The organism is uncultured Polaribacter sp. (assembly GCF_947501385.1).
Lineage (GTDB): Bacteria > Bacteroidota > Bacteroidia > Flavobacteriales > Flavobacteriaceae > Polaribacter.
This window is the reverse complement of the sequence record NZ_CANMVP010000012.1, coordinates 121,776-145,956: the sequence shown is the minus strand read 5'-3', so window position 1 is coordinate 145,956 and position 24,181 is coordinate 121,776. Positions and strand designations below refer to the sequence as shown.

General features: G+C 30.6%; 26 protein-coding genes and 1 tRNA gene. 10 read left to right on the top strand and 17 right to left on the bottom strand.

The features are described 5' to 3' along the window. Window positions 1-413: 413 nt before the first annotated feature. Together Q0998_RS09735 and prfA are read right to left on the bottom strand one after the other, a co-directional pair. Complete coding sequence (locus Q0998_RS09735; protein ID WP_299669441.1) at window positions 414-581, bottom strand: hypothetical protein; 168 nt, start codon at window positions 579-581, stop codon at window positions 414-416. Between the two features lie 173 nt (window positions 582-754). Continuing rightward, a complete protein-coding gene (prfA, locus tag Q0998_RS09730) occupies window positions 755-1,831 on the bottom strand; it encodes a peptide chain release factor 1 (protein WP_299669439.1) in 1,077 nt (358 codons plus the stop codon). Window positions 1,832-2,209: 378 nt separating this feature from the next. Here prfA and Q0998_RS09725 point away from each other — a divergent pair, with 378 nt between their 5' ends. From Q0998_RS09725 to Q0998_RS09715, 3 genes are all read left to right on the top strand, one after another. Continuing rightward, window positions 2,210-2,866 (top strand): ABC transporter ATP-binding protein, encoded by a 657-nt coding sequence (locus tag Q0998_RS09725; RefSeq protein WP_299669437.1) that lies wholly within the window; start codon window positions 2,210-2,212, stop codon window positions 2,864-2,866. Next, window positions 2,850-3,293, top strand: a complete 444-nt coding sequence (locus tag Q0998_RS09720; RefSeq protein ID WP_299669435.1) for a hypothetical protein — start codon at window positions 2,850-2,852, stop codon at window positions 3,291-3,293. Before Q0998_RS09725 ends, Q0998_RS09720 begins: the two co-directional genes overlap by 17 nt. Before the next feature lie 133 nt (window positions 3,294-3,426). After that, window positions 3,427-3,816, top strand: a complete 390-nt coding sequence (locus tag Q0998_RS09715) for a hypothetical protein (RefSeq protein ID WP_299669433.1) — start codon at window positions 3,427-3,429, stop codon at window positions 3,814-3,816. A 9-nt stretch (window positions 3,817-3,825) separates the two neighbouring features. Here Q0998_RS09715 and Q0998_RS09710 read toward each other — a convergent pair whose 3' ends face one another. Together Q0998_RS09710 and Q0998_RS09705 are read right to left on the bottom strand one after the other, a co-directional pair. Further along, complete coding sequence (locus tag Q0998_RS09710; protein ID WP_299669451.1) at window positions 3,826-5,004, bottom strand: AIR synthase related protein; 1,179 nt, start codon at window positions 5,002-5,004, stop codon at window positions 3,826-3,828. A 301-nt stretch (window positions 5,005-5,305) separates the two neighbouring features. Then, window positions 5,306-7,489 carry a glutamine synthetase III gene (locus Q0998_RS09705; protein WP_299669431.1) on the bottom strand — a complete coding sequence of 728 codons (2,184 nt, stop codon included), beginning with the start codon at window positions 7,487-7,489 and terminating at the stop codon, window positions 5,306-5,308. 169 nt (window positions 7,490-7,658) lie between these two features. Here Q0998_RS09705 and Q0998_RS09700 point away from each other — a divergent pair, with 169 nt between their 5' ends. Continuing rightward, window positions 7,659-8,684 (top strand): glutamine synthetase beta-grasp domain-containing protein, encoded by a 1,026-nt coding sequence (locus tag Q0998_RS09700; RefSeq protein WP_299669429.1) that lies wholly within the window; start codon window positions 7,659-7,661, stop codon window positions 8,682-8,684. Between the two features lie 48 nt (window positions 8,685-8,732). On the opposite strand, the gene Q0998_RS09695 is transcribed toward Q0998_RS09700, so the two are convergent. Next, entirely contained in the window at window positions 8,733-9,683 is a 951-nt protein-coding gene (locus Q0998_RS09695; RefSeq protein WP_299669427.1) for a calcium/sodium antiporter, read from the bottom strand. A 493-nt stretch (window positions 9,684-10,176) separates the two neighbouring features. Here Q0998_RS09695 and Q0998_RS09690 point away from each other — a divergent pair, with 493 nt between their 5' ends. From Q0998_RS09690 to Q0998_RS09680, 3 genes are all read left to right on the top strand, one after another. After that, window positions 10,177-10,329, top strand: a complete 153-nt coding sequence (locus Q0998_RS09690; RefSeq protein WP_299669425.1) for an SsrA-binding protein — start codon at window positions 10,177-10,179, stop codon at window positions 10,327-10,329. 11 nt (window positions 10,330-10,340) lie between these two features. Further along, the gene (locus Q0998_RS09685) at window positions 10,341-10,571 is read left to right on the top strand and encodes a DUF2007 domain-containing protein (RefSeq protein ID WP_299669423.1); all 231 of its coding nucleotides are present in this window, start codon (window positions 10,341-10,343) and stop codon (window positions 10,569-10,571) included. A gap of 57 nt (window positions 10,572-10,628) precedes the next feature. Beyond that, window positions 10,629-10,702, top strand: a tRNA-Arg gene (locus tag Q0998_RS09680). Window positions 10,703-10,812: 110 nt separating this feature from the next. On the opposite strand, the gene Q0998_RS09675 is transcribed toward Q0998_RS09680, so the two are convergent. The 6 genes from Q0998_RS09675 to Q0998_RS09650 all read right to left on the bottom strand — a co-directional run bounded on the left by Q0998_RS09675 (window position 10,813) and on the right by Q0998_RS09650 (window position 13,957). Then, window positions 10,813-11,013, bottom strand: coding sequence for a PID-CTERM protein-sorting domain-containing protein (locus tag Q0998_RS09675; RefSeq protein WP_299669421.1), 201 nt, complete (start codon window positions 11,011-11,013; stop codon window positions 10,813-10,815). An 82-nt stretch (window positions 11,014-11,095) separates the two neighbouring features. Continuing rightward, window positions 11,096-11,374 carry a hypothetical protein gene (locus Q0998_RS09670; RefSeq protein ID WP_299669419.1) on the bottom strand — a complete coding sequence of 93 codons (279 nt, stop codon included), beginning with the start codon at window positions 11,372-11,374 and terminating at the stop codon, window positions 11,096-11,098. 3 nt (window positions 11,375-11,377) lie between these two features. Beyond that, window positions 11,378-11,653, bottom strand: a complete 276-nt coding sequence (locus Q0998_RS09665; protein WP_299669417.1) for an ATP-dependent Clp protease adaptor ClpS — start codon at window positions 11,651-11,653, stop codon at window positions 11,378-11,380. 23 nt (window positions 11,654-11,676) lie between these two features. Further along, window positions 11,677-12,510, bottom strand: coding sequence for a 50S ribosomal protein L11 methyltransferase (prmA, locus tag Q0998_RS09660; RefSeq protein WP_299669415.1), 834 nt, complete (start codon window positions 12,508-12,510; stop codon window positions 11,677-11,679). 82 nt (window positions 12,511-12,592) lie between these two features. Continuing rightward, window positions 12,593-13,351: a triose-phosphate isomerase gene (gene tpiA / locus Q0998_RS09655; RefSeq protein WP_299669413.1), complete on the bottom strand. Its 759-nt coding sequence runs from the start codon at window positions 13,349-13,351 to the stop codon at window positions 12,593-12,595. A 111-nt stretch (window positions 13,352-13,462) separates the two neighbouring features. Then, window positions 13,463-13,957: a TlpA disulfide reductase family protein gene (locus Q0998_RS09650; RefSeq protein ID WP_299669411.1), complete on the bottom strand. Its 495-nt coding sequence runs from the start codon at window positions 13,955-13,957 to the stop codon at window positions 13,463-13,465. Between the two features lie 99 nt (window positions 13,958-14,056). Here Q0998_RS09650 and pyrF point away from each other — a divergent pair, with 99 nt between their 5' ends. Further along, window positions 14,057-14,887 (top strand): orotidine-5'-phosphate decarboxylase, encoded by an 831-nt coding sequence (gene pyrF, locus Q0998_RS09645; RefSeq protein WP_299669409.1) that lies wholly within the window; start codon window positions 14,057-14,059, stop codon window positions 14,885-14,887. Between the two features lie 381 nt (window positions 14,888-15,268). Here pyrF and Q0998_RS09640 read toward each other — a convergent pair whose 3' ends face one another. After that, window positions 15,269-16,753, bottom strand: coding sequence for a RagB/SusD family nutrient uptake outer membrane protein (locus tag Q0998_RS09640; RefSeq protein ID WP_299669407.1), 1,485 nt, complete (start codon window positions 16,751-16,753; stop codon window positions 15,269-15,271). 10 nt (window positions 16,754-16,763) lie between these two features. Beyond that, the gene (locus Q0998_RS09635; protein ID WP_299669405.1) at window positions 16,764-19,964 is read right to left on the bottom strand and encodes a SusC/RagA family TonB-linked outer membrane protein; all 3,201 of its coding nucleotides are present in this window, start codon (window positions 19,962-19,964) and stop codon (window positions 16,764-16,766) included. Window positions 19,965-20,262: 298 nt separating this feature from the next. Between Q0998_RS09635 and Q0998_RS09630 the strand changes: the two genes are divergently transcribed. Further along, complete coding sequence (locus tag Q0998_RS09630; RefSeq protein ID WP_299669403.1) at window positions 20,263-21,045, top strand: LytTR family DNA-binding domain-containing protein; 783 nt, start codon at window positions 20,263-20,265, stop codon at window positions 21,043-21,045. A 241-nt stretch (window positions 21,046-21,286) separates the two neighbouring features. Continuing rightward, window positions 21,287-22,183, top strand: coding sequence for a histidine kinase (locus Q0998_RS09625; RefSeq protein ID WP_299669401.1), 897 nt, complete (start codon window positions 21,287-21,289; stop codon window positions 22,181-22,183). Window positions 22,184-22,323: 140 nt separating this feature from the next. Here the strand turns inward: Q0998_RS09625 and Q0998_RS09620 are convergent, their stop codons facing one another. The 4 genes from Q0998_RS09620 to Q0998_RS09605 are packed head-to-tail and all read right to left on the bottom strand — an operon-like array spanning window position 22,324 to window position 24,099. After that, entirely contained in the window at window positions 22,324-22,512 is a 189-nt protein-coding gene (locus tag Q0998_RS09620) for a Lacal_2735 family protein (protein WP_299669398.1), read from the bottom strand. A 60-nt stretch (window positions 22,513-22,572) separates the two neighbouring features. Continuing rightward, on the bottom strand, window positions 22,573-23,280 hold the full coding sequence (locus Q0998_RS09615) for a DUF4197 domain-containing protein (RefSeq protein ID WP_299669397.1): 708 nt from the start codon (window positions 23,278-23,280) through the stop codon (window positions 22,573-22,575). A gap of 49 nt (window positions 23,281-23,329) precedes the next feature. Continuing rightward, on the bottom strand, window positions 23,330-23,497 hold the full coding sequence (locus Q0998_RS09610; RefSeq protein WP_299669395.1) for a DUF5522 domain-containing protein: 168 nt from the start codon (window positions 23,495-23,497) through the stop codon (window positions 23,330-23,332). 59 nt (window positions 23,498-23,556) lie between these two features. Further along, window positions 23,557-24,099: a DUF4136 domain-containing protein gene (locus Q0998_RS09605; RefSeq protein ID WP_299669393.1), complete on the bottom strand. Its 543-nt coding sequence runs from the start codon at window positions 24,097-24,099 to the stop codon at window positions 23,557-23,559. Window positions 24,100-24,181: the final 82 nt, after the last annotated feature.

The following is a 24,181-nucleotide window of genomic DNA, read 5'->3' as shown; positions in this document are numbered from 1 at the left end:
GCGTCAGCAGAATCTTTCAACGCAAAGATCAAAGCATTTAGAGCACAATTTAGAGGGGTCAGGAACGTAGGTTTTTTCCTATTTAGATTAACCACAATTTTTGCTTAATCTTAAAATCCCACAAGTTTTGGACTTGATCCAAAATAATATAAGAAATTTTGAAATTATTTATTTAGTAAGAATTCATAATAAAAAATTTGTTTGACAAAAAAAAGCGATTAAATAATTCCCCCCAGAATTTTAATCGCTTTTTATTTTAATAAACATTCATCAATCTAATTATTCAAAAGATACTTTAAACTTTTTCATAACAACTTTTTTCAATAGTAAACTTTTCTTTTTCTTAGAATTTTAACAGATTTTCATAGCATAAAAATCTTCTTTTTCTTAACACCCTTTCTTAGCAATACTTATTAATTTTTAGAAGATAAACGTTTTTTATCCTCTAATTCTTTCATTTTTTTCTTGTTGGCATCATAAGCAACAGCAATGATAACTATTTCTAAAAGTAGTATTAAAATTTTTGCTTTTTTACTTTTCGTTAAAAAAGAAGTTAATCCTAAAATTTTAGTTGCTATCATAATTTATTTTTTTCTTACCTCAAAGATACGCTTATAACAATGTTTTCTTTAGTCCATTTCAGTTAAAGAATAACTCAAATCCTTTTCAATTTAAAATGGTCATAAAAAAAACTCAGAAGAAGTTTCTGAGTTTTTTTTGATATTTGTTAATTGATATTTGTTACGGGAGTAATTTAAATTCCGTCACTTAGTCCTTTTAACTTTTCTGTGTTTTCTGCTAACATTAATTCATCAATTATTTTTTGAATATCTCCATTTAAGATGTTCGGTAAATCGTATAATGACAAACCAATTCTATGATCTGTAACTCTACCTTGTGCATAATTATAGGTTCTAATTTTAGCACTTCTATCTCCAGAAGAAACCATAGACCCACGTTTTAAAGCATCTTCTGCATTTTTCTTAGCCAATTCCATATCATATAAACGAGAACGCAATACTTTAAACGCTTTCTCCTTATTTTTATGCTGCGATTTCTGATCTTGACATTGCGCTACCAAACCTGTAGGAATATGCGTTAAACGCACTGCAGAATAGGTGGTGTTTACAGATTGCCCTCCTGGACCAGAAGAACAGAAAAAATCAATTCTAACTTCCTTTGGGTTTATTTCTACATCAAATTCTTCCGCTTCCGGAAAAACCATACAAGTTGCCGCAGAGGTATGAACTCTACCCTGTGTTTCTGTTTGTGGCACACGTTGTACACGATGCACACCCGCTTCAAATTTTAAAACTCCGTAAACATCATTACCTGTCACTTCAAACTGAATTTCTTTAAATCCACCATTGGTACCTTCAGAATAATCTACCGTAGCAACTTTCCAACCTTTGCTTTCACAATATTTAGAATACATTCTAAACAAATCTCCAGCAAAAATACTTGCTTCATCTCCCCCTGTTCCTGCTCTTAGCTCAACAACAGCATTTTTAGAATCTTCTGGATCTTTGGGGATTAATAAAAATTTAATTTCTTCTTCTAATTGAGGTATTCTGGTATTGGCTTCATCTAACTGCATTTTTGCCATTTCTGTCATTTCCGCATCAGCACCATCAGAAATTATTTCTTTAGCTTCTTCTATATTGTCTATTAATTCTTGATATTCATCCCCTTTTTTAACAACATCACCTAAATCCTTATATTCTTTCATCAATTGCGCATACCGTTTCTGGTCTGTAATAACATCTGGCTGAATAATTAAATCAGAAACCTCATCATAACGTTGCTTAACAATTCTTATCTTTTCTATCATTTGATACTCTTTTCTTGGATTGCGAATTTACAAATTTTTATCTTAATTCTTTTTTATTTTCATTTAACTATATTTGAAATAAATCCAATTTTGTACTATGAAAAACCTAAAATCTTACTTTCACTTTTATTTTAGTAAGTTTTTTATTTCTCTTGCATTTGGTATAATTATTTTAATGACTATTAAGATATTCCCTTTAGCATTTATAAGCCTAATTTTATCTAGTTTGCTCGTATGGTTTATTCAACATTATATAAATGATAAAAAAAAACAAACTTTATATTTCTATTTTAATCAAGGAATTAGTGAATTTAAATTATATCTTTTCACCTTTACTGTAAATTTAACAATTCTAATTATCATAAATTATATAGTAAGATGAGAGTATTAGAAATAGATAATGTAGAATTAAATTTTGGCGCTAAAAGTATTTTAAATAGTATTTATTTTAAAGCTGAAAAGGGAAAAATCACAGGTATTTTAGGAAACAATGGTTCAGGTAAAACATCACTTTTAAGAATTATTTTTGGTGAATTAAAACCCAATAATAAATTAATACGAATCGATAAAAAACCAATCAGAACTCCACTCTATAAAAAAGGTTTTATAAAATATTTACCACAATTTCATATAATCCCTAACTCTTTTTCGTTGAAAAAAGGATTTTATCACTTTAATCTATTATTAACAGACTTCTTAAAAGAATTTCCTGATTTTGAATCAAAAAAGGATCATCTTTTTAAAGAATTTTCAGGCGGAGAAAGAAGGTTGATTGAAACTTATGTTATAGTAAAGTCTGATGCCAAGATTATTCTTTTAGATGAACCTTTTTCTCATCTTGCTCCTTTATATGTCGAAAAAATAAAAGAATTGATCCAAATTGAAAAGAAAAATAAAATTTTTATAATTACTGATCATCTATATAAAGATATTTTAAAAATTTCGGATGATATCTATTTACTAAAAGATGGGTGGAATAAATTAATCCAAAATCATGAAGAAATACTATTTCATAAATATGCCAATTCAATATAAACCAATATTATTTATTTTAACGATTGTAATTCTATTTTCGTGCAAAACTGAAGATGTAAAGCCTCAAAAGCCTTCTTTTTTAATTGGAAATTGGATTCGTTTGAACAATAAAGAAGATACTAAAACATTCGAAAATTGGAATGCTGATTTTACAGGTTTGGGCTATACCTTAAAAGATAAAGACACCGTTTTTAAAGAAATCATGAGCATCATATCTATAAATGACACTTTAAATTTAAAGGTGGAAGGTGTTAACGAAACTGCTACATTGTTCAAATTTACGTCACAAACAGATACTTCTTTTGTTTGTAAAAATCCGCAAAATGAATTCCCGAAAAAGATATCCTATTATTTAAAAAATGAGCAATTAAAAGCGATTGTTTCTTCGGATGATTTTAGTATTGATTTTGTTTTTGAGAAATATTGAAAAGTTTTAGTTTTTAATATTAATTCAAATATCCTTATTTATAGGTATATATTTTTATCTGATTTATGATAGTTTTGGATTATAAGTTATTGAAAATGTATTCAATAATTATTATTAACTTAAAAACATAAATATGTCAGAAAAAAAATTAGTTGAGTCAGAAGTTGAAGCAGCTTCTGTTGAAGAAATGAAGTCTTGGAAAGAGTATTTAGAGAAAGAACAACCAAAATCTATTGATGTACCTTTTCTATTTACTTTAGCTGCAGTTACTATAGGTGGCATAGCACATATAAAAAACCCAATTGAAGAAACTTGGGTTGAAGGAACTGCTATAGGAATTATTAATGGTTCGTTTAAATTAAAAACAGATAGACAAAGAGCTAAATTGTATGATCCTACAGGAAATTTATTAAGGCTTATTGTTGAACTAAAAATTGCTAGTGGCTATTTTCGAGCAAGAATTGACACTCGAAAATGGGATGGTAGCTGGAATAAGGGTAGTTGGGTTTACATTAGATTTTAAATGCTGTTCTTAATACTCAAAAACACCAAACTCACTTTCAATGGTGAGTTTCTTGTTTGGTGCTGCTTCCACCCTTCCAACAATTTTAGCATCTACATTATAAGATTTTGAGATGGCAATAATAGCATCCGCAATTTCTGGAGAAACATAAATTTCCATTCTGTGTCCGCAATTAAAAACTTGATACATTTCTTTCCAATCTGTTTTCGACTGTTCTTGAATCAATTTAAACAAAGGCGGAATTGGAAACATATTGTCTTTTACAATATGTAAATTGTCTACAAAGTGTAAAATCTTCGTTTGTGCGCCACCAGAACAATGAATCATTCCATGAACCTTATCAGCATTATATTTTGATAAAATTTCTTTGATAATTGGTGCATACGTTCTTGTTGGTGATAATACTAATTTACCAGCATCAATTGGCGAATTTTCTACTTTATCTGTCAGTTTTGTATTTCCAGAATACACTAAATCTTCAGGAACAGCAGCATCAAAACTTTCTGGATATTTTTCGGCTAAATATTTATGAAAAACATCATGTCTTGCAGATGTTAATCCATTAGAACCCATTCCTCCATTATATTCAGTTTCGTAAGTTGCTTGCCCAAAACTTTCCAAACCAACAATTACATCACCCGCTTTTATGTTGGCATTATCAATAACTTCAGCGCGTTTCATTCTTGCCGTTACGGTAGAATCTACAATAATTGTACGAACTAAATCGCCAACATCTGCAGTTTCTCCACCTGTTGAATGAATAGTCACTCCAAAACCTTTTAAATCTTCTATGATTTCTTCTGTTCCGTTGATTATTGCTGATAAAACTTCACCAGGAATTTTACTTTTATTTCGACCGATTGTAGAAGACAACATGATATTGTCTGTTGCGCCCACACATAATAAATCATCAATATTCATAATTAACGCATCTTGTGCAATGCCTTTCCAAACAGAAATATCGCCAGTTTCTTTCCAATACATATAAGCCAAAGAAGATTTTGTTCCTGCACCATCTGCGTGCATGATTAAACAATAATCGTCATCATTGGTTAAATAATCTGGCACAATTTTACAAAATGCTTTTGGGAATAAACCTTTGTCTATGTTCTTAATGGCATTGTGTACATCTTCTTTTGATGCAGAAACGCCTCTTTGTGCGTATCTTTTAGAAACTTCTTGACTCATGTTGTTGTGTTGTGTTTGCAAATTTAGTCTTTTGATTAAAAAAATAGTGAAAATTTATCATGAATTTGGTGGGGGTTATTTTTACATCATAGGCACAGTAGAAAACATGGTTGTAGTGAAGTATCCCTTCAAAGGCTTTTAAACCCTTTGAGGGGTGTGAGATTTAATTAGTTCTATGTTATTTTAAATAACTTACTTTGTTCGGTTTGCTTTATGCGTTAGGGATTGCAACGACATCCTTTTTGCTTTTTTCGGCAAAAAGATATAGTGGAAAGCCCGTTAAAACGCCCAAATAAATAATTTATTTCGTAAACAACAATTCTCTGTATTTTGTGAGTGGCCATAAATTGTCATCTACCATGGTTTCTAGCTTATCGCAGTGATATCTTATTTGATCGAAAAACGGTTTTACCTTATTGCAATATTGATCTGCTGACTTTAAACCTGTTTGTTTGTTTGCTTTTCTACGTTCGTCTGTCATTTTAATAACCAATGCATTAATTTCTGTAATATGATTAGAAATGGTCATGATCAATTCGATTTGTTCTTTGGCGATGGTTTTATATGCTCCTCCAAAAATTTCTTTTAAATTCTTGGTATTTTCTAACAAAGTATTCTGGTAAATAATGGCAGTGGGCACCACATGATTTCTAGAAATATCTCCCAAAACCCTACTTTCTATTTGCAAACGTTTGGTGTATTCTTCTAGTTTAATTTCATAACGAGCTTCAATTTCTACTTTGCTCATTACGTCCATTTCCTTATATAAGTCGATTGTAGCCTTAGAAACAATCACTTTTAAAGCTTCTGGTGTGGTTTTGTTATTGCTTAAGCCTCTTTTTTTGGCTTCTTTTTCCCAAGCTTCTGCATAACCATCTCCTTCAAATCGAATCTGTTTAGATTCTTTAATGTATTCTCTTAATACGTTAAAGATAGCTTCGTCTTTTTTAAGACTTTTTGTTTCTATTAACTTGTCTACTTCTATTTTAAATTCTTTTAACTGTTTGGCTACAATGGTATTTAAAACCGTCATTGGACCCGCACAATTTGCCAAAGAACCGACGGCTCTAAATTCAAATTTATTTCCCGTAAAAGCAAAAGGAGAGGTTCTATTTCTATCTGTGTTATCCAGTAAAATCTCTGGAATCTTACCAATAATATTCAGTTTTAAATCTGTTTTTTCTTGCGGAGATAGTTTTCCTTTGGTAACATTTTCTAACTCGTCTAAAACTGCAGAAAGTTGGCTCCCAATAAATACGGAAATAATTGCTGGTGGCGCTTCGTTTGCGCCCAATCTAAAATCGTTACTTGCAGATGCTATAGAGGCTCTAAGCAATTCTTCGTTTTCATATACTGCTTTTATGGTATTTATAAAAAAGGTTAAGAATTGTAGGTTTTTCATTGGTGTTTTTCCTGGACTTAATAAATTTATACCATTGTCTAAAGACAAGGACCAATTGTTATGCTTTCCAGAACCATTGATTCCCGCAAATGGTTTTTCATGAAATAAAACTCTAAAATTATGTCTTTTGGCAACTTTCTGCATCACATCCATCAATAAGGAATTATGATCTACCGCTAAATTTGCTTCTTCAAAAATAGGTGCTATTTCAAACTGATTTGGTGCAACTTCATTATGTCTTGTTTTTACGGGAATTCCTAATAACATGCATTCTTCTTCTAACTCTTGCATAAAACTCATGGCTCTTGCAGGAATAATTCCGAAATAATGGTCGTCTAATTGCTGTCCTTTTGCAGAAGAATGTCCTAATAAAGTTCTTCCTGTTAATTGAATGTCTGGTCTCGAAAGCACCAAAGCATCATCAATTAAAAAAAACTCTTGCTCCCAGCCTAAGGTTGCGTTTACTTTACTACTATTTTTATCGAAATATTTACACACCGCAGTTGCATGTATATCTAAAGAATGTAGTGCTCTTAACAAAGGTGTTTTGTTGTCTAACGCTTCACCCGTATAGGCCACAAAAATTGTTGGAATACAAAGTGTGGTTTCATAAATAAATGCTGGTGATGTTGGATCCCAAGCGGTATATCCTCTTGCTTCAAAAGTATTTCTAATTCCGCCATTCGGAAAACTAGAGGCGTCTGGTTCTTGTTGCACCAGTTGTTCTCCATCAAATTTTTCCATGGCCAAACTTCCGTTAATAGACTCAAAAAAAGCATCGTGTTTTTCTGCAGTTGCACCTGTTAATGGTTGAAACCAATGGGTATAATGTGTGGCACCTTTAGCGATTGCCCAGTCTTTCATACTTACGGCAACTTGATCTGCAATTTTACGGTCTATCCTTGTACCATGTTCAATTGCATTCATAACACTTTCGTAAGCTGTTCTCGTAAGATACTGCTGCATGGCATTTTTATTAAAAACATTTCGCCCAAAAAGTGTAGATCTTTTTTCGCTTTGATTCACTTTTACCGGGGTTCTCTTTAATGTTTCTTGCAAAGCATTGAACCTAATAATTGACATATTGATAGTTTTTTATGTATTTTATTTACTTATAAATAAATGACCCCTACTAAAATTAGGGATAAAATTATTTTTAAGCAAATTTAAACATTTACCCCCTATTTTTTTTGATATCTAGCTAAAATATTTCATTTTTGTACTGTTAACATCATACATACAATTATTTATTATGGCAAAAATTAAATTAGAATACATTTGGTTAGATGGTTATTTTCCAACTCAGAATATGAGAAGTAAAACCAAAGTAGAAGAGCATAAAAACTTTAAAGGAACTGTTGAAGAGTTAGACATGTGGTCTTTTGATGGTTCATCAACAAAACAAGCCTCAGGAGGTTCTTCTGATTGTTTATTAAAGCCAGTTGCTATCTATCCAGATCCTGCAAGAATAAATGGGTATTTGGTGATGACAGAAGTTTTAAATGCTGATGGCACACCACACGTTTCTAACGGAAGAGCAACCATAGATGATGATGATAATGATTTCTGGTTCGGTTTTGAACAAGAATATTTTATAATGGATACGAAAACACAATTGCCTTTAGGTTTCCCTATTGGTGGGTATCCTGCTCCACAAGGAATGTATTACTGCTCTGTTGGTGGTAAAAATACACATGGTAGATTATTGGTTGAAAAACATGCTGATTTATGTATTGATGCTGGTTTAAACTTTGAAGGAATTAATCAAGAGGTTGCTTCTGGACAATGGGAATTCCAATTATTTGCAAAAGGTGCTAAAAAAGCAGGAGATGAAATTTGGATTGCTCGCTATTTACTAGACAGACTAACAGAACAATATGGATACTATATCGATTATCACCCAAAACCATTAGGAAAAGATATGGACTGGAATGGTTCTGGTATGCATGCCAATTTCTCTAATGAAGTGTTAAGAACCTGTGGTTCTAAAGAAATCTATGAAAAAATCTGTGAAGCTTTTAGACCTGTTGTAAAAGAGCATATTGCTGTATATGGTGAGTTTAATGACCAACGTTTAACTGGTGAACATGAAACGGCTGCTATTACCGATTTCTCTTACGGAGTTTCTGATAGAGGTGCTTCTATAAGAATTCCTATTATTACGGTAGAAAAAGGCTGGAAAGGTTGGTTAGAAGACAGAAGACCTGCTTCAAACGGAGATCCTTATAAAATTGCTGGTAGAATTATTAAGACGGTAAAATCTGCTAATATTAGTTAAGAAAATATTTAAAATGAAAAGCTCGCAAATTAACTTTGCGAGCTTTTTTTATGCGGTAGTTTTAAAAACTAAATAAATAAACAATCCATAACTCAAAAATAGAAAAACTCCTTTGAACCTGCTTAAAATAAATTTCTTTGGAATAAAAACCAAAGGAAGTAATATACCTGCAAAACCTAGCATCCAAAAAATATCTCTTGATAAAATTTGAGCTTCTGTCACAGGAATTTCCTTAATAAGAGAGGTTAAACCTAATACAGAGGCAATATTAAAAATATTAGAACCTATTAAGTTTCCTAATGAAATTGCTTTTTCACCCTTCATTATTGCAATTAGAGAGGCTGCTAATTCTGGTACACTTGTTCCAATAGCGATCATTGTAATGGAAATAACACCTTCACTAACGCCCATATTTTTTGCAATATCTTTTGCACCAACAACTAATAAATCTGACCCAAAGTAAAGCGCAACACCCCCGATAAGTAACCAACTAAATATTTTAACATAACCAATTTCAGCCAAAGCGTCATCTACTTCGTCTAAAGAAACATCTTCATTTTTAGATTTCCTTATTAAGAAAAACAGAAACACGGCTAAACTCACTAAAAGAAATCCGCCTTCAATTTGAGTTAGTATAGTATCATTATATAAAAAATAGTAGAGCATCAATGAAAAAAGCATCATTACAGGCCAATTGAGCTTGTAAAAATCTTTACTAACCGCTATAGGACCAATAATGGCGGTAAGCCCTAAAACAAGACCGATGTTCGCGATATTAGAGCCAATTACATTGTTTATAGATATTGCAGGAGAACCGTCTAACGCAGCTTGTAGACTTACCAATAATTCTGGCGCAGAAGTAGCAAAGGAAACTACCGTCATACCAATAACCATCTTCGAAATATTCAATTTAAAAGACAGCCCGATAGAAGATCTTACTAAAAACTCACCTCCAAGAACTAATAATACAAACCCTATTACCACATAAAAAATACTCATAGATTTTATTTTTTGCGAAGATACATTTTTATCACTTTAAGAGAAAAGGAAAAGATAAAAAGCAAAAAAAACGAACTTTTAGAAATGATTTTTCCTTAACAAATTGAAAAGCATCAATTTTTTTCCTTTATTATATTACATATTTTAATTAATAATTAGTTTTTATATTTTAATTAATAACTTAAATTAAGAATATATAGTTTCACATTAAAACAAATACCATCATTTTAGTTATAATAATAAAATCAAATAAAACAATAGTTCGAAAAGTATTTGGAAATAGCATTTCAACCAACATATATTGGTAAAACAATTTCGAAATTCATCTATTTTACGAACTTAAAACCTATTATTATGATTCTTATTATTACTAAAACTGTAAAAGATATTGCTGACATTATTTTCTCTATACTTTTCTAACCGCTTTGTATAAAAGCAACTCTTTTAAAAAGAGTTATTTATTTTTATTAAATTTGAAATAGAATTCAAATCAATGAAAAAACAAGTTTTTAAAATTCTTGCTAAAGTTAATAAGGTTATGTTGCCTTCTTATACAAAAAAAGGTTTAGATTTATCTAAAGCTTCAAAAGTCCAATTAGCAATTATTGGCTGGAGAGCATTTGTAACTCAAAATTCATTAAACTAAAACGCACTACTATGGAAACAGAACACGTAAAGATCTTTACAGGCTCTTTTATTATTATTCATGGATTAAAAAATATTTTAGAACAGAACAATATCAATACACTCGTTAAAGACAGGTTTGAATCTGCTCGATTAGGTGGCTATGGAGAAAACAGGTCTTCTGTTGAATTATTCGTACTAAGTGCTGATGTAGAAAAAGCACAACCGATGGTTGATGCTTATAAAATTGAAATTAATTCATAAAAAAACATCTTAGGCTTCCTAAATTAAAAAAAACTATTATATTTGCACCCGCTTAAAGGCCATGTGGCGCAACTGAATAGCGCACTTGATTACGGCTCAAGAGGTTCTAGGTTTGAATCCTAGCATGGTCACAGAAAAACCCTTCAAAAATTTTATTTTGAAGGGTTTTTAAATTTTCTTTAGTTTTCATTTTCAGATGATTGATAAAAAAAACTTAGACTTTCACCTAAGATCTTTCTGTCTAACCAAACTTACTACTATTATTTTTAAAGATCTTTTTCGATCCGTATACCATTCCTAAAACAAATAGCAGACCAGTAAAACCATCTATAGGTAATCCTGGAGGTGGTGGAGGTGGTATTGGTGGTGGCACCATTTGCCCATAAGTAAATAATGGAAATACCAAAACAATAACTACTATTAGGATTTTTTTTAAACTCATTTAGATGTTTCTCTCTTTTAAGACACCTACGTAAAAAAAAGTCACATAGTTTTTATAAAATAAAAAAAACTTGAGAAAGTTCTCAAGTTTGGTCTAAATATTGTCTCAATGCAATTCTATGTTCTGGAATGCTTTTGTCATAATTTTCTATGACTAGCTCTAGAATTTCTGGCTTCTTCTTACCAATGTCTTTTCTCTGAAGATATCGTGAAACATACAGATGGTAGGTAATATTGTCTTTTTCAAAAATTAAAAAATGGGTTGCATTTAGTTCTGTAAAACAAATGTCGTTTCCTGAAAATTGATTTGATTCATCTTTAAAGAAATCTGAAAATTCAAAATACTTAAATACATTTTCCATATTTTATACAAGTTCTGCAGATAACCCTAATTGTAGTAATTTAGAACATTTTGGCTCTAGCTCTTTAAACTCACCAGATTTCACAGTACATTTCCCTTTATAATGTACTAAAATAGTACACTGTTCTGCTTGTTCTAAAGTATGATCGCAAACACTAATTAAAGAATCTATTACAAAATCAAAAGTGTTTACCTCATCGTTATGTAAAACAATTTCATGCTGATGCGTTTTTTGTTCTAAAATGGCTACTTCTTCTTGAATTTTTTCTTTTGTACTCATGCTATAAAAATAAAATATTTTTTTTAGTTATTATATTTTAAAGATACCCAATTATTTCTTTGGATAGATCTGTCTAATTTTAAATCAAATTTAGAAACCTCTGCATCTATAATAGGAATGTCTTCTTTATAGAAACCGCTTAATAGTAAAATTCCGTTTTCATTTAAGCAATTTGCATACACCTTCATATCCATTAAAAGAATGTTTCTATTAATGTTTGCGATAATCACATCATACTTTTTATTTATTAAAAGAGAGGAATCCCCTTCATAAACGGAAATATTTTTACAATTATTGCGCGCTACATTTTCTAAAGAATTTTCATAACACCAATTATCGATATCTATTGCATCTAATGGTTTTGCTCCTTTCATCTCAGCAAAAATTGCTAAAATTCCAGTTCCACATCCCATGTCTAACACTTTTTTATTTTCTAAATCTAATTGTAATAAATGCTGTATCATCATATGAGTTGTCTCATGATGCCCAGTGCCAAAACTCATTTTTGGCTCAATTACAATATCGTATTTCAAATTAGGGTTCTTATGAAATGGTGCACGAATACTCACCAAATCATCTACTTGAATTGGTGAAAAATTCTTTTCCCATTCTGCATTCCAATTTGTTTGTTCTACCTCTTTTTGGTTGTATTCAATAGAAAATTCATCTGAATTTAAAACAAAAATTCTTTCTAAAATAGCAGCATGCCATTCCTCTTTTTGAATGTAACCCGTTACGCCATTTTCAGTCTCAACAAAACTTTCAAAACCAACATTTCCTAATTCTGCAATTAGAATTTCTGTAGTAGGCTCTTTGGGCGAAACTGTAAAATTGTATTCTATGTAAATATTATCCATACGTTAAAAAAAAAGCATCAAGATTTTGAATCTCAATGCAAATTTATTAGTTTTCTTTGGATTTATCCTACTCTAAATGAAGTTATATTGCTACAATAATTGCCGTAAAATCATCTACATGTAAAGATGCACCACCAATTAAACCACCGTCTACATCTGGTTTAGAGAAAATTTCTTCTGCATTTGTTGGCTTTACACTTCCACCATATAAAATAGAAACTTGTGCTGCTACTTCTTTATTGTATTTTTTTTCTATGATGCTTCTAATAAAAGCATGCATTTCTTGTGCTTGTTCCGGGCTTGCAGTTTCTCCTGTACCAATTGCCCAAACGGGTTCGTATGCCAAAATTATACTTTTCCAGTCTTTTGCTTCTAAGTGAAATAAGCCGTTTTTTAGTTGACTTTCTACAACAGAAAAATGATTGTCAGATTTTCTGTCTTCTAGCAATTCACCAAAACAAAAAATAGTTTCCATTCCTTTTTCTATGACAGTATTTACTTTTTCTGCCAAAGCTTTGTCTGTTTCGTTAAAATAAGTTCTTCTTTCTGAATGTCCTAAAATAACAGTTTCTACACCTATAGCTTTTAGCATATCTCCAGAAATTTCTCCTGTAAATGCACCAGTTGTTGCTTGATGCATGTTTTGTGCAACCACTTCTATTTTAGATTTTTTAGCCTTTTTTACTGCGGAAGATAAGTTTACAAATGCAGGAGCAATAATAACTCTCGTGTTTTTTAAAGGTAATTTTTCAATAGATTTTTTTAAACTTTTAATAAATTTATTCGTCGTTTCTTTATCGTTATTCAACTTCCAATTTCCAGCTACTATCTTTGTTCTCATAATTATAATTTTAAAGCACTAAAAGGCTATTTTCAACATTAATTTACGATGTAAATTTAATCAATGGAAAATTAATTTAATGATGGAAATGAAAATAGTTACGATAACGATTTATATACTACTTTTTAATGCTTCTTCAATAGATGAATCTGCGGCATTTGTTGCTTTAAAAAGTGAAATTTTTCCTAACTCGTCAATAACTATATATCTAGGAATCCAACCTAAGTTGATGAAATCTACAAAATCTCCAGATTTCATTCCTTTTGGAAAATTGTAATGTTCTCCTTCAATATTGAATCTTTTAATTCCGTTTTTCCAAGATTTCTTGCTTTTATCGACAGATAGAAATAAAAAAACAACTGCTGGATATTTCTTTTGAAGGTTTTTAACACTCGGTAAAGCTTTGATACAATCTGCACACCAAGAAGCCCAAACATCAATAAAAATTTTCTTTTCTTTGTAATTGTTGAGGATTTCTTTTACAGTGACTTCCTTGCCAGACAAAGTAAATGCGCTATCATTTAAAGCCAATTCAGAAAATTCTGTAGGTTTTTCAAAAGTGCAACTTGAAGCGAGAATTATAAATATTAGAATTATTTTTTTCATTCGTATATAAAGTTACTTTCAGAAATTTGTCTTCTTTGGGTTTAAAAACTTACAAAATAAAATCTAAATTAAGTATTTTTGTTCAACTTTATAAAAAATATGACCACAAAAGAACTCGTTTCGCAGATTCAAAAGAAAAAATCTTTTTTATGTATTGGTTTAGATGTTGATGTAGAAAAAATTCCACCTCATTTATTGTTGGAAGAAGATCCTATTTTTGCATTTAACAAAGCTATTATAGATGCAACACATCATCTTTGTGTTGCTTACAAGCCAAATACAGCGTTTTATGAAGCTTATGGTTTAAAAGGCTGGGAATCTTTAGAAAAAACCATCCATTATTTAAATAAAAATTATCCAGAAATTTTTACAATTGCAGATGCAAAACGTGGTGATATTGGGAATACTTCAACAATGTATGCAAAAGCTTTTTTTGAAGATTTAGCTTTTGACGCTGTTACTGTGGCACCCTATATGGGAAAAGATTCTGTGGAACCTTTTTTAGCTTTTGAAAATAAACACACCATTCTATTGGCACTAACGTCTAATGAAGGTGCTTTCGATTTTCAAACGAAAACAATTAATGACCAAGAGCTTTATAAATATGTTTTAGAAACCTCTAAATCTTGGGAAAATTCAGAAAACCTAATGTATGTTGTAGGTGCAACAAAAGCTGAGTATTTTAAGGAAATAAGAAAAATAGTACCGAATTCGTTTTTGCTGGTTCCTGGAGTTGGCGCTCAAGGCGGTAACTTAGCTGATGTTTGTAAATATGGTCTTTCTGAGAATATTGGCTTGTTAGTAAATTCTTCTCGTGGGATTATTTATGCATCAAAAGAAAAAGATTTTGCTGATAAAGCAGCTAAAAAAGCAAAAGAGTTACAAGTTGATATGGAATCTATTTTGAATAAAAAAAGCCAAGGACAATGAATCCTTGGCTCATAATTAATTCAAATAATTACATAATGAAGACAAACCCTTTATGTAATCTTTAGCTAATTTATTGAGTTTGTAGAATAGTTACTATCAATATGATTTGAATGATTTGTATTTTGATGTTAAAGTATTTAAATTACTGTTTAATGTGATTTTATATTTTTTTTGAAGGTTCATCTGCATATACAATAAGAGAAATAAAAAACTATTAGTGTTTTTTCCTTTTTTCCTTAAACAGCTTTTATAGCTTGCATAATTGCTCTTATCTCAAAAATTATAATGCCTTTTTCTTCGGTCATACTGCAAATAAAAAACCAAAGAAAATTAATTCTTTGGCTTTCAAATCATTTATGATATCTCACTTGGTCTAGTTTCTTAAAAATCAGAACCTGCAGCATCAATCTCTCTAATTGGAATTTGATAAATCATTCTATCATCTAATGGAGCTACCTGAAGATCAGCACCTGGCATAACAAGATTTGTTCTACCATCCTTTCTATCTAATCCTACTCCAAGTCTAGCCATGTCAAAAGAAGCAACTCCATCACCCCACAATTCGACTCTTCTATAGAATAAAATTTCATCAATTAATACTTGCCCTGTACTAGTAGATTTAGTATAACCTGAATCTCTAACCGAATTTAAGTCAAATAAGGTTTGCTGAGCTTCGGAAACTTTACCTTGTCTAGCTTCAGCTTCAGCTTTTGTTAAATAAAACTCGGTGTTTCTTAAGTAAATATAATCTCCAATAAATTCACCAGGTCCGGGTTGTGCGATAAATTTTAAACTCGTATACTTAGGTGTTATATTGTAATGCGTCCAAGTATCAGGTACCAGTAGTACATTAGGACCATAATCCTTATCAGCAAACCATGCTCGTCTTTTATCAGTTGCTGGTATCATATCTATTAAGTTAGAATTTGCTGTTTTGAAGTGGTTCCAACCGCTATAACCGTCATTTATTTGACTTGCATGCGAAAAGAATGAAGCGTAAATTTCAGATGTAGCTGCTGTAACTGTAGCACCCCATATAGTTTCTGATAAAGAAAGTTCATCAAAACCATGAGCAACATCGCTACTTATACTACCAACTTTCATGGCAATATCTGCAAATTTTTCTGCTTCAGACCAATTTTCATAGGTCAAATAGTATCTAGCCAAATATGCTGCTACTACATTGGCATCAACTTCTTGGTTTGAAGCTCTTGTGTATGATTTTAATCCATTATAAGCCAATGTTAAATCATCAATTATTTGCTGTTTTACTTCACCTACGGTAGCTCTATTTTGCCCAATGAAATCACCAAAGTCAAGAGGAACAGCTTTTGTAGCATCATCAGCTTTTGTATGTTGATAGATTCTGACCAAATAAAAATAAGCTATTGCTCTATAGGCATATGCTTTATTTTTAAAAACCAATACTTCATCTGGAGCATCATCAGGCACAGAGTTTATTATTTTATTAGCATTACTTATAATTCTGTAAAAGAATTCCCAAATAAAATCATTATCATTTGATGTTAAAATTACATTATCATAGTTATTATAACTACCAAACCAAGTATTTGCACTCATATCCATATCGTTACTCCTCAAATCCATACCTAAATCTATAGCCTTCAGACCAAACTCGTCATCACTAGCTTCCCCATCTCTAAAATAAGCTATAATAGCACCATCTATAGCTTTAAGACCTTGAGTGTTGCCAGCAAGGGCATTTGCTTCTGCATGACTTTCTGAAAAGTATCTTTCTTCATCCAATCGTGTGTCAAAATCAGCACAAGAAATAAAAAACATTGTTGTGAACAAAAAAGCAAGATATTTGTCTATTTTCATATTTAAAAATTTATTCTGTTTCATAATTATTTATTTAGTTAAGATTTATATTTACACCAAAAGCCATTGTTCTATTGGCTCCATATTCCGCAGAAGACGATCCAACTGAGTTAAGACGAGGATCATAACCCTGTCTTGCACTATATAACAAGAAAGCATTATTTATAGTTCCATATAATCGAACACTATCTATATGGTATTTTTTAATAGCTTCAACCTGTAATTCATAACCAAAGTTTATATTATTTAAACTTAAATAACTCAGGTCTACTAAAAATAAATCAGAAATTCTATATTGATTTGGACTTAAAGGGTCAACTCTAGGCAAGCTGGCTGTTGGGTTATCTACAGTCCAAGTTTTGTCATAATCAGCAAAGTTAGTAACATTTCGTGTAGCACCTAATAATGCGAAATACTCATTATCAACACCGTACCCGCCTAACTGATAAGCGAATTGTAAACCTAATGAAAAATCACCTAATTGTATATTTGTCCCAAAACCACCTGTAATAGTTGGTACTGCCTGTTTGTTTATAAACTGTCTACCATCTTCAGCTGCAGTAGCATAATCTTCTGTTATTATTTGATTGCCAGTAGCTTGATCTATTGTATAATATTGTGCATTTCCATTATCAGCATTTACACCCGCAGACTTAACCATAAAATAGTCAAAAATACTCTTACCTACAACTCTTCTAAAGTTACCAACTTGTATTGAATCTTTTGGAAGCTCAGTAAGCTCGTTTTTAAGTGTAGAAAGGTTAGCGTTAAAACTAATATTTAAGTTTTCTTTCTTTACGGCACTCCATGCTACTTCCACTTCAACGCCACTATTAACCATAGAACCAAAGTTTTCTGGTCTTGCAGATGCTCCTGTTGATAATTGCAATGGATTGTTAAAGAGAAGGTCTTCAGTTTTCTTTCTGTAATAACCTAATGAAAGATTAACTCTATTAAAAAGACTCATTTCATAAGAAATATCGAAAAGACCTGCTTTTTCCCATGTAATATCTGAACCTCCTAGGGACTGAAAATCTTGAGTTAATGCCCCTTCATTTTCACCGATGATATCTTGGTTTTGATAAGCTAAGAAGTTTCGAACTGAGGTGCCTTGATAAAATATTCTATCATTACCATTAGTACCATAATTTATAGACAATTTCGCAAAATCTATAAAATCAGAGTCTTTCATAAAGTCTTCATTACTAATAATCCATGAAGCACCTACAGACCAGAAAGCTCCCCAACGTGTTTCAGGATCAAAAACAGAAGATGCATCATATCTCCCTGTTAAGTTTAGATAATAAGAGTTATCTAATCCATAAATAAATCTAGAAAAATACCCTTCTGTTAAATATCTAGTATTGTAATTAGTAGCACCAACGTAAACTGCAGTATTGTCTAATATTGGGCTAAAATCTGAAATAAGATTACGTTTATCAACAGATAATGTTGTGAACTTTTCTTCATAAGTTTCATGTCCTAAAAGTACATCAAAACTATGGGGACCATTATTTTTTTTCCAGGTCAATAGTTGTTGATTTGTAAAAGCAGAAAAATTATCTCTCCCTACAGTCAAAAGCCCATTTTGTGCCTTTGCAAATGCTCCTGCACCAGGTCTAGTAAAATCAACATCTTTGTCTACTTCTGTTAAATAGTTCATAACATATTCAAATTTTACACCAAATGGCAAATCAAGTTTAGCTCTTAAAGCAGCATTAAAGTTATCTCTTTCAGTAGTTTCCGTTGTGTTGTTTATTACAGCAAGAGGGTGCTCTCCTGGAGCGTAATTCCTAGGCCCTCTTGATGTACCGTTATCAAAAATTTGTGGAAATCCAAAATCATAAGCAACACCTCCTGGATTGTTTGTATCCGGTATAGGATTCCAATCTTTATCATATTGAAAAACAGGAAAGATAGGAGCAATTCTTCTTGTCCATGAAAATGCGTTAGAAAAGCTTGTAGTAGGAATACCTGCAGCAGTTACCGTAGCAGGAACTGCTTGACTAGTAGCTTTTGTATAAGACACATCTCCATTTAAAGAAATTACCTCAGCTATCTTAGAAGAACTAACTTTTAAACGAGCTGTTTGTCTTTTAAAACTGCTTCCAGTAGTATATCCGTTATTTGTTTCTGACCCTAAAGAGAAATAGTAAGTTATATCTTCAGAACCCCCAGAAATATTTACATTTGTAGAGTTAAAATTTGCATTATCTGTAAATAAAAAATCTTCCCAGTTTTCATTTATTAACAAATTTGCAGAACTATTCAATCTTCCAGTTACAGGATCAATCAGTACAGCGTCTCCAACATCATACAGATTATAACCTAATGCACCAACTAAATTGTTGGATGCTGTTTGTCTAGCTTGACCCATCGTAACAGGTGTTCCTGCCTGCCCTTGAGCATAAAATTCAGAATTTGCTAATATACTATGGTAAGATTCATAAAATTGTCCTGGTGATCTAATAATATTATACTCTTTAGCCGCTCTCTGAGTTATACCAACTCTAGTATCTATACTTATTTGCGTTTTCTTCTTTGATCCTTTTTTTGTGGTAATTAATAAAACACCATTAGATGCCTTGTTACCATACAAAGAAGTAGAAGATGCATCTTTTAAAACTGACGTAGATTCTATATCTTGTGGATTGATACTATTTAAACTCCCTGTGTAAGGAATACCATCTAATACAATAAGTGGTGAACTATCAGCATTAATAGAACCAAAACCTCTAATTCTAATAATAGGATCAGAACCAGGTTGCCCGTTAGCTTGAATTATCCTCAAACCAGAAACTAAACCTTCTAAACTTTTTACGGGGTTTGAGAAGGTAGTATTTTCTATTTGTTCAGCGCTTATTACACTTACAGAACCAGTAAGAGATGCTCTAGATTGAGTACCATAAGCAACCACAACCACTTCATCTAAAACATTACTATCCTCTGTCATAACAACGTTTATAGTAGAAGAATTACCTACGGTTTTTTCAACAATTTCGTAACCGAGATAGCGAAAAATTAGCACATCTCCATTATTCGCTCTAATCGAATAGTTTCCATTAAAATCAGTTTCTGTTCCCCTATTGGTTCCTTTAATTAAAACGCTAACTCCAGGCAACAGCCCCGAATCATCACTAACACTTCCAGATACTATTTTCTCTTGAGCATTTGTAGAGAAAATAACTGTTAGAAAAAGTAAAAGAAATACAACATTCTTATAGTTTTGCTTCATAATAAATTATTTTTTGTTTAAATTATAATGGTAAAAGTAAATGCCTTTAACATAATTTTTTGTTAAGGTGAAGTCAATACCTTTTTAATAGATGCAGAATACCTTATAAAAGATATCATTGACATAAATTTTACTTTGTTTCTATTTAATGGATAAATAATTTGATGTGAAAGACTATAATTTGGAATGAAACCCTTAATTACTAAGTATTTTAACTTAATTTTTGATGTAAACAACTTTTTTTAGAGAGCGGAGTTCATTATAAATTAATTAATTTGTTTAACAAACTCGTTTGAAGATGAAAAAAATATCTGTGATTATTATTGACGATGAAACACTCGCAAGACAAAGAATTATAAATCTTCTTGAAGATATTCCTGACTTAGAGCTTATGGAGACTTGTAACACGGGAAAAAAAGCAATTTTAAAAATTGATAGTTTGCAACCTGATTTAATATTTTTAGACATTCAGCTGAAGGATATGAATGGATTTGATATCCTAAGTAAAATAAAAACACAAAAAAAACCCATCGTTATTTTTGTTTCTGCCTATGATGAATTTGCCCTTCAAGCATTCGAGTATTTTGCTTTTGATTATCTATTAAAACCCTTTAAAGATCAACGTTTTTTGCATTCCGTATCTAAAGCTATCGAGTATATAAAGAACAATAATTTCTTTTCTTTTGAGCATAAAATAAATAACTTATTAGATTTTATTCAAAAAACAGAACCCTCTGAAAGTTTTCATCAAAAAATTAATAAGCTTCCTGTAAAACTAGGCAATAAAGTTTCTTTCTTAAACACTGCCGAAGTAAAATATATTTTGGCTTCTGGCTACTATGCAGAAGTGTTTACAAATGATAAAAAACATTTACTAAGAGAATCTTTATCTAGTTTGATTAAAAGATTAAACCACAATGAATTCGTTCGAATTCATCGCTCATCAATCGTAAATATCAATTATATAAGTGAGCTTATACACTCAAACTATGGGGAAATTGATATAAAAACTACAGATGGAAAACTCCTAAGAGTAAGTAAAGGATATAAAAAAGAATTTCAAAAATTAATGGGTGTTTAACATAATTTTAAAACTACGGAAATATTTCGACAAAAAACTAATTATAATTCTTACTTTTTACTATTCTGTAGTTGTTATACTCTCTGGAATCAAGTTAACCTATGAAATTTTTAGATCAATTGATACAGGAGAGTTAAACGTAGAAAATGTTAATTGGTTTTTACTTTTTTTTAACTATTTATTTCTAGATTGGGTAGCAGTTATTCTATTTATGATTTTGATATCTATAATTACAAAAAGAATGATTGTAAGAAAAATGCAGTGGCGTAAAATACTATTTATTCATTTTTTTTTTTCGTTTATCATCGGTTGGGTTATTTTTTTCTCAATTACATTTATTGAACTTATCACTAGGCAACTCTCTCTAAAAACCGCTTTAAAAAACTTTACTTTCGAGAATTTTATAAATGTGGCTGATTTAAATTTCTTGATATATACTGCCATGGTTGGCATCATTTATATTTATTATTATATTGAAGAACTCAAAAAAATTGAAGCACAAAAATCAAAGCTTTCCATTCAATTAAACAATACCAAACTCAATTTATTAAAATCAAACTTACATCCTCATTTTTTATTTAATACACTAAATAGCATTTCAAGTTTAATCGAAACAGATACAAAGCAAGCACAAAATACTGTGGCAGATCTTGGTGGATTGCTAAGAGATTTTTTAGATGTTAAAGATCAAAATTTGATTACCTTAGAGCAAGAACTGAATACCTTGGTAAAATATATCAATATTCTTGAGGTTCGGTTTCCAGATCATTTTACATTTATCTCTGATATTGACGACAAGCTGCTGCAAGCTCAATTTCCAATTTTTTTATTACAGCCTATTATAGAAAACTCTATAAAACATGGCTATTCTTATGATAAAACAGACTTAGACGTATATCTTTCTATTGAGAGAGAAGGTGAGATGGTAATTATAACCATTGCGAATAATGGTAAACTTATTCCAAAAAAATTTTTAATCACTCATAAAAATATTGGCTTAACCAATACGCTAGAAAGATTGCAAAGTCTCTATAAAGACAATTTCAATTTTTTTATGAAAAACAAAAAAGACAATAGTGGGGTTATTACTCATATTGCCATCCCTTACATTTCTACAATAAAAAAGGAAAATGTATGAATTCGAAGTTTAGAGTTCTTCAAAGAATTGATTTTATTAAAGAAATCCAAACAAAAATATTTTTAAACTTGGTTTTATAAAATCCTAAAAAATAAAAATTAATCTATAGCCTACGCGAACATCGAGAGGAATTCATTCGATTAAATGGAAAATTTATGTTGTAAGTAATTTAATTTATTCAACTTCCCTAAGATTTTCATCGCTTTAAAAGCCGCAGAATCACTTTTAGTTTCATCTATAAAACGATAGTCATTAGACTTTTCCAATAAGCGGAAATATCTATCTTCTAAATGTTTTCTATAGGTATGTAGTTGATTGATCCGTGACATTTATTTAAATTTAGGGACTTAAATATAATGAATTATTTTATTGATAATGAATTAATTACATTATTTTTTATCCTGTAGCGCAAAAACTTGTCTTAAAAGAGCAGTATTTCTTAGTCCTACTTTCTCACGAATTCCTATTTCTTCTACTTCAATCATGGTAAAAACCCCCTTTAAAGCCTGTGAAGTTACATAATCTGTTAAATCTGGATTTACTTTATTTACAAAAGGAATCGAATTATATCTTGTAATTAAATTGTTCCAAACTTTGTCTGCTCCAACTTTAGAAAAAGACGCTTCTATAACAGGATTAAAACTTTGATATAAGTTTTGTTGCGTTTTTGCCTGAAGATAATTTGTTGCAGCATTATTAGCTCCTAAAAGGATATTTTTTGCATCGTTAAAAGTAATTCCTTTTACAGCATTTACAAAAATTGGTGTAGCCGTTTTTACAGCATCTTCTGCTGCCCTATTTAAAACTTTTATACCTTCATCTGCTAAGTTACTAAGGCCCAACCTTCGCAAACCATTATCTACCGCTTGTAATTCTTCTGGTAATAAAATTTTCACCAACTCGTTTCTATAAAAACCATCTTGAGAAGTTAGTTTAGATACCTGATTTTGAATTCCATTATCTAAAGCTTGTCTTAAACCATTACCAATTTGAGCTTCTGATAAACCACCACCTGGTAAATTATTTACAACATTTTGTAATTCTGCACATCCTGCAAATTGAATTGCAACTATTAAAACTAAAATTCTTTTTACCATTTTTTCTAAATTATCTTTTCTATATAAAACTCAATCTCTTTAAAAATTACTATGAATTAAAACTATCTGTTTTTTTATCATATCCATAAGGACAATGTTTACAACCACTTTTACAACAATACCCTCTTTTTATATGGAATTGTTCTGTAAAAACTTTATAGCCTTGTTCATTTAAATAACAATCTCCTTCTTCCAAAGGTATTCTTTTATTATACATGTCGCAAAAATATCACTTTATAGCATAAAAAAAGCGTTCAAAAGAACGCTAATTATAATTTATTTTTTTCTTCCTGGAGGAAACCTAGAAACAATTTCTTTTACAAATTCTTTTATTCTAATTTCCTTTTTCTCTCTATCATCCATTTTTAGAGCACCAGTACCAATACCTTGCCAAACCAACTCCTTTTTTTCTTTGTCAATAAAATCAATAAATAAAGTACCTTCTGTATATTGAGAAACGTTTACGTTATTGTTCATACCATTCCACATCCATGGATTCCAACCCCAACCAAAACCGTAGCCAAAATTATTTTGGTTTACGTTTACCTTTTCTCTAGATTTTGTAAAAATACTAACCAGCATATCTGGATCTTCAGACTTTATCATTCCTAAATCAGTAAGTTCAGCTTCTATTGCTCTTAAAATTCTTCGTTTGTCCAGATCAGAAATATCTGCTTTGTCAATACCTGTTTTATAAAAAGCAAAGGTTTTATATTTACTAAAGTCAACCTTGGTATCATAATCTGTGTTAACTTTTATAGAACTACACGAGGTCAAAGTAATAGCAAAGGCTAAAATAAAATGTTTTAAAAATTTCATATAAAAATATTTTAATTATTTAATTTAATGATGAAAACTTCTTTAAAGTAATCAAAAAATATGCCAAATATTTGAAAATCAA

Bases quoted from the DNA above. Each gene is read 5' to 3' on its own strand.
- tpiA (WP_299669413.1), bottom strand. From the start codon at position 13,351: ATGAGAACAAAGATAGTAGCTGGAAATTGGAAGTTGAATAACGATAAA.
- Q0998_RS09705 (WP_299669431.1), bottom strand. From the start codon at position 7,489: ATGTCAATTATTAGGTTCAATGCTTTGCAAGAAACATTAAAGAGAACC.
- Q0998_RS09690 (WP_299669425.1), top strand. From the start codon at position 10,177: ATGAAAAAACAAGTTTTTAAAATTCTTGCTAAAGTTAATAAGGTTATG.
- Q0998_RS09635 (WP_299669405.1), bottom strand. From the start codon at position 19,964: ATGAAGCAAAACTATAAGAATGTTGTATTTCTTTTACTTTTTCTAACA.
- Q0998_RS09725 (WP_299669437.1), top strand. From the start codon at position 2,210: ATGAGAGTATTAGAAATAGATAATGTAGAATTAAATTTTGGCGCTAAA.
- prmA (WP_299669415.1), bottom strand. From the start codon at position 12,510: ATGGATAATATTTACATAGAATACAATTTTACAGTTTCGCCCAAAGAG.
- pyrF (WP_299669409.1), top strand. From the start codon at position 14,057: ATGACCACAAAAGAACTCGTTTCGCAGATTCAAAAGAAAAAATCTTTT.
- Q0998_RS09735 (WP_299669441.1), bottom strand. From the start codon at position 581: ATGATAGCAACTAAAATTTTAGGATTAACTTCTTTTTTAACGAAAAGT.
- Q0998_RS09675 (WP_299669421.1), bottom strand. From the start codon at position 11,013: ATGAGTTTAAAAAAAATCCTAATAGTAGTTATTGTTTTGGTATTTCCA.
- Q0998_RS09640 (WP_299669407.1), bottom strand. From the start codon at position 16,753: ATGAAACAGAATAAATTTTTAAATATGAAAATAGACAAATATCTTGCT.
- Q0998_RS09610 (WP_299669395.1), bottom strand. From the start codon at position 23,497: ATGTATAATAAAAGAATACCTTTGGAAGAAGGAGATTGTTATTTAAAT.
- Q0998_RS09695 (WP_299669427.1), bottom strand. From the start codon at position 9,683: ATGAGTATTTTTTATGTGGTAATAGGGTTTGTATTATTAGTTCTTGGA.
- Q0998_RS09650 (WP_299669411.1), bottom strand. From the start codon at position 13,957: ATGAAAAAAATAATTCTAATATTTATAATTCTCGCTTCAAGTTGCACT.
- prfA (WP_299669439.1), bottom strand. From the start codon at position 1,831: ATGATAGAAAAGATAAGAATTGTTAAGCAACGTTATGATGAGGTTTCT.
- Q0998_RS09625 (WP_299669401.1), top strand. From the start codon at position 21,287: ATGATTGTAAGAAAAATGCAGTGGCGTAAAATACTATTTATTCATTTT.
- Q0998_RS09630 (WP_299669403.1), top strand. From the start codon at position 20,263: ATGAAAAAAATATCTGTGATTATTATTGACGATGAAACACTCGCAAGA.
- Q0998_RS09665 (WP_299669417.1), bottom strand. From the start codon at position 11,653: ATGAGTACAAAAGAAAAAATTCAAGAAGAAGTAGCCATTTTAGAACAA.
- Q0998_RS09605 (WP_299669393.1), bottom strand. From the start codon at position 24,099: ATGAAATTTTTAAAACATTTTATTTTAGCCTTTGCTATTACTTTGACC.
- Q0998_RS09700 (WP_299669429.1), top strand. From the start codon at position 7,659: ATGGCAAAAATTAAATTAGAATACATTTGGTTAGATGGTTATTTTCCA.
- Q0998_RS09615 (WP_299669397.1), bottom strand. From the start codon at position 23,280: ATGGTAAAAAGAATTTTAGTTTTAATAGTTGCAATTCAATTTGCAGGA.
- Q0998_RS09710 (WP_299669451.1), bottom strand. From the start codon at position 5,004: ATGAGTCAAGAAGTTTCTAAAAGATACGCACAAAGAGGCGTTTCTGCA.
- Q0998_RS09720 (WP_299669435.1), top strand. From the start codon at position 2,850: ATGCCAATTCAATATAAACCAATATTATTTATTTTAACGATTGTAATT.
- Q0998_RS09620 (WP_299669398.1), bottom strand. From the start codon at position 22,512: ATGTCACGGATCAATCAACTACATACCTATAGAAAACATTTAGAAGAT.
- Q0998_RS09715 (WP_299669433.1), top strand. From the start codon at position 3,427: ATGTCAGAAAAAAAATTAGTTGAGTCAGAAGTTGAAGCAGCTTCTGTT.
- Q0998_RS09670 (WP_299669419.1), bottom strand. From the start codon at position 11,374: ATGGAAAATGTATTTAAGTATTTTGAATTTTCAGATTTCTTTAAAGAT.
- Q0998_RS09685 (WP_299669423.1), top strand. From the start codon at position 10,341: ATGGAAACAGAACACGTAAAGATCTTTACAGGCTCTTTTATTATTATT.